The sequence below is a fragment of the Geobacter sp. PheSNFMC genome, from assembly GCF_059620965.1.
Genome location: NZ_JCAMRN010000055.1, coordinates 1 through 8399, shown reverse-complemented (window position 1 = coordinate 8399; position 8399 = coordinate 1). Strand labels below are relative to the sequence as shown.

Below are 8399 nucleotides of genomic sequence, written 5' to 3'. Positions count from 1 at the left end.
GTTGCATCGGTCGGGCTGTTGGGGACCGGCGGGATGAGGAGCATGGGAAGGAGCCCCGGTGAGGTCTACGGGGAGCAGGAGTCCGTGGCTGCCCTGGCGGCGGTGAAAAGCGACTTTTTGGAAATACGCCTGGCGACCGTCCACGTGCTGGCGTTGGCCGATGCCGCCAACCCGGCGGGAAAAGACGGAGTTTCGGTATGTCCGCTGTCAGGATCAAGGAGCGCCTGGCCCCTCTGGGGCACCACGATTTCTCCCGGGAAGAAAAGATTGCGGAATTCCGTGACGGCTATGGGGCATACCTTGCCGAAGGCACCAGGCCGGCAGCCATGGCCAAGGCAGCCGCCAGGGGCCTGACGTCCGGGCCGAAGCCATTGCCACTGCCGCCGAAGGGCAGAACACCACCATCGGCGAAATCAGCAACAACGTGCACCAGGTCAGGCAGGTGGTGCAGGGTACGGTCCGCGGCACCCGGGACACGGCGACCGTGGCCAGTTCCCGGTCCCAGATGCCGGACGGCATGCAGTCCGGCATCTGCCCGTTCCGGCTTGCCTGAACCTGCGGGGGGAAGCTCCTTAGCCGGCCGGGGATCGTTTCCGGATGGTGTTCAGGTAGTACATGAATGCGGGCAGACCCGCCAGGGTGAACAGGGCGGTGGCGGCCACGCCGAAGTTGGTGGCCCAGCCGATGGAGGCCAGTGCCCCGTAGTCGGTGAACGCGAGCGAGCCGAAGCCGGCAATGGTCGTCAGCCCCGACAGCAGGACCGCCCGGCCGGACTGAACGAACCGGCCCTTGAGCTCCTCTTCGGCGCAGCCCCTGACGCGATGGGCGACGTGCAGGCCGTAGTCGCTGCCCATGCCGAAGATCGTGACCAGCACCATCACGTTCATGAAGTTGAGCCGCATGCCGGTGAGGGCCATGAGGCCGAGCATGGCAATCGCCCCGGAGGTGACCGGAAACAGGGAATAGAAAATCCCCCGGGGGCTGTTGAAGTGGGAAACGAGCAGGGAGAGGACCAGCAGGCTGCCGACGATGAGTGCCAGCATGAAGCTGCGCCGCACGGAATCGAGCAGTTGTCCGCTCACCAGGTCCACGCTCGTCGCCCGCGCCCCGGGCACGTCGTTGTGCAGCGCGGTGAGAAACGGCTGCTGCCGGAACTCCGGCCCGTTGTAGTTCAGGTACGAGAGCAGGTGATAGCCGCTCTCGCTCCGGATCAGGTGCCGCTCGACAATGCCGCGGAACGGAGAGTCCGACAGGCGGTCGATGCCCTCGCGCACCGGCAGGGGCTCGGCCTCGGCGAGCCCGGCCAGTCCCCGGATGTATTGCCCGAACGGCTCGGCGGCGAAGCCCTGCCGGCTCAGCGCTCCGTTCAGGTCGGCGTCGAGCCGGGCATGGCCGAGGCCCGCCCTCAGTTCCGCGATGACAGCGTTCTGGTCGTCCGCCCCGTTGATCACCTGACCGATGGACGAAAAAGACGCAAGCTCCCCCCGCTGCAACAACTCCCGGGCCATGGCATCGACCCTGCTCCCCCGGGACAGGACATCGGCCAGGTCGTTCCCCTCAACCGCGACGATGAGTTGCTTGCGGCTCACGCTCAGGTGCTGCTCGACCTTTTCTTGGGCAAGGAAGGCCTCTGAGTAGCGGGGCTGCAGGTTTTTCAGCTCCGACTCGAAGGACGTGCCGGTGGCGGAGACGAGCAGGCACAGCACGGCGCCGAAGGAAAGGGCAATGGTTGTCCGCCAGTGGCGGCGCCCGGCCGTCCAGAAAAAGCCGATGCCGAAGGTGGGCAGCGGTTTGTAGGCCTTGAGCGGAAACCGCTTCTCCATGAACAGAAGCAGCGGCGGCAGGAAAAAGTAGGTCGCATAGAGCGAGAAGATCACCCCCAGCCCCACCAGAAGGCCCAACTCCGACAGGATCTTCACCTCCGAGACAACCAGGGACAGAAACGGGAAGGCCGTGGTCATGGCCGCGGTGAAAAGGGCGTGCCCGGTGTCCACCGTGGCGAGCCGGAGTGCCTCTTCGGACGATGCGCCAAGGGACCGCTCGAAATGGAACCGGTCGTACAGGTGAACCGAATAGTCGGTGCCGAGGCCGATGATGAGCGAGGTGAACGCGAAGGAGATGATGCTGATCGTCGGGAAGACGAGCCCGCCCGTGCCGAGCGCCAGCACCACGCCGTACACCAGGATGAGCGGGATCAGCAGGGTCGGCAGGAATCTCCGGTAGGCGACATAGAACAGGCCCAGCACGATGACGAGGGAGGACAGGACGCCGACGATGACGTTTTCCTTCAGGATCGCCTCGTCGGTGACCGCGCTCAGGTGGGCCCCGGCAACGGATATCTTCACGGGTGCCCCCTCCCGGGCCTGGTTGATGGCAGCCACCAGCTTCCTGGCAAAGGCGATGTCCGTTACCGGCCGGCTCGGCTCGGCGATGATGATGAGCACTTTGCCGTCGCGGGAAATGAAATAGGGGGAGGTCGTGTCCAGGTCCAGGGCCTGGGAGGCCTTCTTGAGCCGCGGCAGGATCAGCTCGCGCAGGTAGAGCGGATCAACGGCGATGATGTCGACGAGGCTTCCCGGCGCGGCAAGCTCCGTCGTTGCCTTGCGGAGGGATGCGGCCACCGCTTCCGGGCCGAGAAACTGCCGGTAGCGCGGGGCGTCTTCCGGCGCCACGAACAACTGCGGCCGGGTGACGGCATAGCCCATGAACGTTGTGAACGACTGGGCCTCGGCCAGGTCGAACACGCGATATTTGACGTTACTGAAGGCTGGCGTCCCGTCTACGGAAAGCCCGCGCAGCTTGCCGGCAAAGGTCTCGGCTTCCGTGATGAGCTGTTCCTTGTCCCCTTCCAGCAGAAAGTAGGCATTGCCGGCGCTGCCCGTCCATTTCATCGTGTCCAGGAACAGGGCGAGCGGTCCCCGCTGGGGAAAGAGCTTGAAGATGTCGGCCTCGAAGTGGATTCTGGCGATCGACAGGCACGAGAGCAGGAACGCCAGGCAGCAGGCGACGAAGACCGCCGCCGGCTTCGTGGTGGTAATCCGGTAGATCCATTCCAGATGCTTTTGGACCAGGGTGTTGGAGGTCTGGACGACAGTGTTCAGCAGGAGCTTGATCATTGGCCGTGTATCCGAGAGTGGGATTGGCGGGCAGCGCAGCGCTGCCCGGCGCGCCGGCTGTGAGGCGTGGCGTGCCGGTCGGGCTAACGTAGCGCATTATTCACTGGCGTGCAATGGGGCATGCGCGGGCGGAGGAGGGAGAGCGGGAAGGGTGGGGCGGTGCGGAGGGGCTGCGTTTCAGTCGGCAGTGGCGGCGGCAGTCGCCGGGTGCCGGCCCGGGATGATGTCACCGAGGCCCGTCAGGGCGCCTCGACGCGGCGCATCTCCGGCGCGGTTGCCCGGGCCGGGGCGCGCTCCCGCACGAGCCGGTCGATATACCCGCACCAGGCGTCGCCGGCACGGTCCGGCACATTCGGGTTGCCCCGGACCCCCAGCCTGAACTCGATTGCCGACTTCCATTCCTCGGAGCCGAGGTCCGGGCCGTGCCCCTGTCCGTCGCCGGTCGGCACGCTCTCTTCGACTGCCTGGTTCCAGGGGGCGGAGCAGGGGACCACCGTTGTCGGGGCCGACAGCCGTCCGCCGCCGGCCTGGGCGCACGCCGTTGTCAGCAGGAGGGCGACCGCCAGTATTCTCGTCATAACGCCTCCGGAAGATCTACACGATTTCATACACGATAATGGCACACACGGACACCATAAGGACCAGCCCCGTAATGAAGATGGTATCGGCCCAGCGCTCCACGCGATGCATCCTGCGGGAGCTGCGCGTGCGAAGCGCGAAATAGGAGAGGATGCACGACGCAAGGAAGAGGAACGCATCGAGTGCAAGCATATCATCCGCCAGGGTCACGCCCCCGCGGATGGTCAGCACCACGCGCAGCAGCCCGATGACCGTGAGGCATACCCCCACCATGGCCGCCGAGGCGGTGAAGATGTGGATGGACACGTCTTCTTCGAGGCCGAGGTCGCACTGTGTCTTCTGGGTGTCGTTGGTATCCATGGCTCCTGATTGTCACCCGGCGCAACGTACGCCCCAAACGGAGCGACGGGCGGGGCAGGTTGTCTCCCGGGTTCCCGGCTTGGGGGATCATGGCCGGCTCATTGTGGACAACGCACGACTCCGGCACGGGTTTACCGTGCGCAAAAAGAATTTTGTCCCCGAGCCCGGCGGTGTCGCCCCCAGCGGTAGCGCATGGCATCCCCGCCATTGGCGGAGGGTGATTGCGCCCGGTGCCACCCTGTTTTCAGGATGGCGAGGCCGCGGTATTTTCCATTGCCAGTTGCCGGCTGTCGTGCTATCACGGCGGCATTTCCCCGCAAGGAGCGCCACGCCCATGATCCTCACCGGAACCATCGCCAACGTCGCCACCATCTGCGCCGGCGCCCTGATCGGCCGCTATGCCGGCCGCTTCGTCCCCGCCCGGATGCGCCGGACGGTCATGGCTGGGCTGGGGCTGACCGTCCTGCTGATCGGCCTGCAACTGGCGCTCAAGAGCCGCCAGCCGCTCCTGGTGATCGGCGGACTGATCATCGGCGGCATCCTCGGCGAGATGCTCCAGATCGAGGCCCGGCTGGAGGATTTCGGCCGCTGGCTCCAGGCGCGCTTCTCCAGTGCCGGCAACATCGCCGAGGGGTTCGTTTCCGCGAGCCTGCTCTACTGCGTCGGCGCCATGGCCATCATGGGCGCGCTCCAGGACGGCCTCGGCGACAAGCCCTCCATCCTCTACGCCAAGGCCGCCCTCGACGGCGTCGCCTCCATTGCCCTGGCCTCCACCCTCGGCATCGGCGTCCTGTTCGCCGCGCTGCCCGTGGCCCTCTACCAGGGCGGAATCACCCTGGCCGCCGACGTGGCCAAGGGGGTGCTGACCGAGCCCGTCATCGTGGAGATGAACGCCGCCGGCGGCCTGCTGATCGTGGCCATTGCCCTCGACATGATGGAGCTGAAGAGAATCCCGGTCGGCAACCTGCTGCCGTCGGTCTTCGTGGTGGTGGGGCTGGCGTGGGCCTTCGGGCTGGCGTGAGGCGGCGCGTCTGGGGGCAGCCGTGACGTCAGCCGGTCACTTTACGTCTCTCAGGTGGCGCTGATGTTCATCTTGTAGACCCCGTTCTTCACGCGGGTCAGGACATTTTTCTCCAGCATGACCTGAAACGTATTGACTACCGTGGTCTTGCTGGCATTGAGGGCCTCCGCCACTTCGTCATACGTTCCATGGAAAATGAGGTCACCGTCGAGGTGGTTGATAATGTACTCAATGACCTCAACCCGCCTTCCGCCGATCGTGTCGAGCAGTTTCAACAAAAACTCCCTCTGATCCGGCTCGTGTGCCGATCCTTTGTGGGCGGTCACCTTCTGGGTGGCTATGCTGGAGATGAGTTCCAGCATGTCGTGGAAGTTGAACGGCTTGAGCAGGTAACCGTCCGCTTTCAGCCGAAACGCGTCAAGCAGGTATTCAGACTCGGAATGGGCCGAGACGATGACCACGGCGATGTCGGGGTGCTGCTGCTTTACGGATGCCAGCAATTCGATGCCGGAGGCTCCGGGCATCCGGATATCCGTGATGACTATTTCAGGGTGGTGCTCCTCGATGGCTTTCAGTGCCAGTTCTGCGTTCCGCACGCATATGGTCTTTTTGCAGAAGCTGCTCAGAACCATATAGATCTGATCCAGGGCGACTTCCTCGTCATCCACGAAAACAACGGTAATTTCCTTCAAGGCATTTACATCCATATCAGCTCCTTTGTGTGGTTTTGGCAAATTGCAGGCAGATACAGGCGCCAACATGTCGCGTGCCCTGGAACTCAAAGGGCCCGTTCTCGGCCCATACCTTCCCATTGTCAAGGTTTTCGGCAATTTGCCGGCACAAGTAAAGTCCCAGGCCGGTACCGTCCGCCTTGTCCTTGGTGGTGACATACGGTTCGAAAATACGTTTCAGCAGATGCTTGGGAATCCCGCCGGCATTATCCTGGAATCTTACGGTCACCAGGGAGCCGTTTTCCTCGCGGCAGGATATCTGGATGATCCGCTCGCCATCTTTCATGCATAGCTGGTCCCTGGCATTCAACAGGACATTGATCGTCAGTTGCACCAGGTCGTTCACGAACCCTAACGTCATCACGGTTGTTTTGATCTGGTTGTCGATAGTAATCCGGTTCATCTCCATTATTGGCGCCACCATGGCGATGGCCCGCTCAACCGACGCCCGCAGGTCGATCGCCTGCCGGCTGCTGCCGGACATCAGCAGGGCGCGCCAGTCGTCGATAATGCTCGATATATACTGGATGTTCTGGTTAGCCAGGGTAACCTGCTTTTTCAGCAGGGCATCGTCGAGCTGCCCCAACTGGCTCTGCAGCTCAATGTTCTGGATGACTACCGACAGAGTATACAACGGTTGCCGCCATTGGTGGCCGATATAGCCCAACATTTCTCCCAGGGCGCACTGCTTTGAGCGCTGGGCCAGGACCTTTCCCTGGTTGGTGATGATTCTCTCGTACTTGTAGAAGCCGACGAAGTTGATCAAAAACATGAGCCCTGCGCTCACGGCAAAGAAGCCCCCCCAGAGATAGACGTCGCTCCACAGCCTGTCCCGGACATCGGTCATGTCATAGGCAACCAGGATTCTCCCCATCTCCTTGCCTTCGGGGGAAAGAAAGCGGGATGAGGTGCTGACCAGAAAATGCCGGTCTTTCACCCTGAGGTCCGAAAACTCGGAACTCATATCGATCTGATTGAGGATCGGCTTGAAAAACTCGATGTCCTGCTCTCGTTTGTCTTTGCTGGCGGGTGACGGTTCTCCAGGCAGCGGCAGATCGGATGGAATGAACACGGACCCGTCTTTCGTCTGTATGATGACGGTTTTTATGTCATCGAAAATCCACTTGTACGTGAAATGAAAATAAGCGGGACTGGTGGCTACCTTGATGACGCCGACAACGGTGCCATCACTGTCGTTAATGACCGGCACCGCCACGCAATGGTGGAGGGGGAGTGGTCCCGCTTCAAACCCGTAAACAGGTTTGCCGGACGCGAGTGCCGATCGGATGGCCGGGGACGCGAGGTGGGATGTTTGCAGCGCCGGGGCCGAACCGGGATTCTGGTAAATAATGTTCCCTTTTGTGTCGGCAATGAACAGAGCAATCACCGGAACGTATCGCTTGCCGAACGAGGCAAAGACGGGATCGAAAATGCGGCTCAGGCGTTCCCGGTCTTTTCCCACGACATGGGCGGCTACCCCTTGCTCGACAATTATCGACCTGAGGTAATTGTTCATGCGTTGATTGAGCCAGGTTGCCTCGCCCTCGTAAATCTTTTTGAAGGTGCCATTGGTCTTGCTGGTGGAAAAATAGTAATCCGACATTTTCTTCTGCAGGACGAGCAGGGAGAAGAGAAAAAATGTACAGAACAGGAAAATGTACGTGACCGTAACTATTCGGCTTTTATTTGTTTCAAGAAATTTCATCATGATTCGGCTCCAAGGGGGAATTGCCCTATGTGTGGCTGGCCGCTGTAGCTGTACCGGTGCTTGTGGATAGGTATTTGTTACAAAATAATAAACTAAATGCGTTTTGCCGCGCAATGAAATAGTTCCAGTCCTGCTTCATATCGATTCAAGTATACCAGCAAAACAACCCCGTCCCCCACCCGTTTCCTTTTCCCCCGTATTCCGGAAAGTAGCTCGTACATCCATTGAAGCCCTCGCGGGTAGCAGCGGCGTCGTCGGGCTACCGTGCTGTGCCGGCGCCTTGTCCGGCCCCCGGAGCCCCTTTGTGAGCAATTGGTATATTCCTTCTATTAAAAGATAAAAAAGCTTGACTCAAAAAAAATAGTCTGCTTTTATGGAGTAAAGTTTTAAATGTTTTGTAAATATGGACTAAAAGTAAGCCTAGTTGTAATATTTGAGGTTTTTAAGCGGTGTTTTTGCTGATTACCAGTACCTGGCGGCGCGGGAGAGTCTCCCCGTCTGTCAATGGGAATGTTCTGAATGGATGCATTTGCGCTGTGCGCGGCCAAAAAAGCAGGGAAAGGAGAAGGTGCCCATGAAATGAAAGGACCAAGCCGTACGCGAAGTTAACACGTCAACTGCTAAGGAGAATAACGATGGTGTCATTAAGAATTTCGAAAATTATCGCGAAAAGCCTCGCCCTGGTAGCCATTCTTTCCAGCACCTGTTTTGCCTTCAGCGAAGGGAGCGACTACGTCGCGCTGAAAAAGCCGATTCCCAACGCGAAGAACACCCTGATCAAGGTTTTCAGCTACGACTGCCCCTTCTGCTACAAGTATGACAAGCAGGTGACCCCCAAGGTGGTGCCCCGGTTGCCGGCTGATCTTCAATTCAGGCCGTTTCAC

At 60.7% G+C, this 8399-nt stretch carries 7 protein-coding genes and 1 pseudogene; 3 read left to right on the top strand and 5 right to left on the bottom strand.

Translation table 11 applies throughout. The features are described from left to right. Positions 1-424 precede the first annotated feature (424 nt). Positions 425-553, top strand: coding sequence for a hypothetical protein (locus tag AC6CDK_RS12765; protein ID WP_264158256.1), 129 nt, complete (start codon positions 425-427; stop codon positions 551-553). Positions 554-572: 19 nt separating this feature from the next. On the opposite strand, the gene AC6CDK_RS12760 is transcribed toward AC6CDK_RS12765, so the two are convergent. From AC6CDK_RS12760 to AC6CDK_RS12750, 3 genes are all read right to left on the bottom strand, one after another. Next, positions 573-3116 carry an MMPL family transporter gene (locus AC6CDK_RS12760; protein ID WP_192905520.1) on the bottom strand — a complete coding sequence of 848 codons (2544 nt, stop codon included), beginning with the start codon at positions 3114-3116 and terminating at the stop codon, positions 573-575. A gap of 239 nt (positions 3117-3355) precedes the next feature. After that, the gene (locus AC6CDK_RS12755; protein ID WP_226048364.1) at positions 3356-3694 is read right to left on the bottom strand and encodes a hypothetical protein; all 339 of its coding nucleotides are present in this window, start codon (positions 3692-3694) and stop codon (positions 3356-3358) included. A gap of 16 nt (positions 3695-3710) precedes the next feature. After that, the gene (locus AC6CDK_RS12750) at positions 3711-4055 is read right to left on the bottom strand and encodes a hypothetical protein (RefSeq protein WP_039646341.1); all 345 of its coding nucleotides are present in this window, start codon (positions 4053-4055) and stop codon (positions 3711-3713) included. A 334-nt stretch (positions 4056-4389) separates the two neighbouring features. Here AC6CDK_RS12750 and AC6CDK_RS12745 point away from each other — a divergent pair, with 334 nt between their 5' ends. After that, positions 4390-5076: a DUF554 domain-containing protein gene (locus AC6CDK_RS12745; RefSeq protein WP_039646340.1), complete on the top strand. Its 687-nt coding sequence runs from the start codon at positions 4390-4392 to the stop codon at positions 5074-5076. A 50-nt stretch (positions 5077-5126) separates the two neighbouring features. On the opposite strand, the gene AC6CDK_RS12740 is transcribed toward AC6CDK_RS12745, so the two are convergent. Then, entirely contained in the window at positions 5127-5783 is a 657-nt protein-coding gene (locus tag AC6CDK_RS12740; protein WP_039648621.1) for a response regulator, read from the bottom strand. Between the two features lies 1 nt (position 5784). After that, entirely contained in the window at positions 5785-7629 is a 1845-nt protein-coding gene (locus tag AC6CDK_RS12735) for an ATP-binding protein (protein ID WP_226048363.1), read from the bottom strand. Positions 7630-8150: 521 nt separating this feature from the next. On the opposite strand from AC6CDK_RS12735, the pseudogene AC6CDK_RS12730 reads away from it, so the two are divergent. Further along, a pseudogene (locus AC6CDK_RS12730) lies at positions 8151-8399 on the top strand (thiol:disulfide interchange protein DsbA/DsbL); the annotation flags it as partial.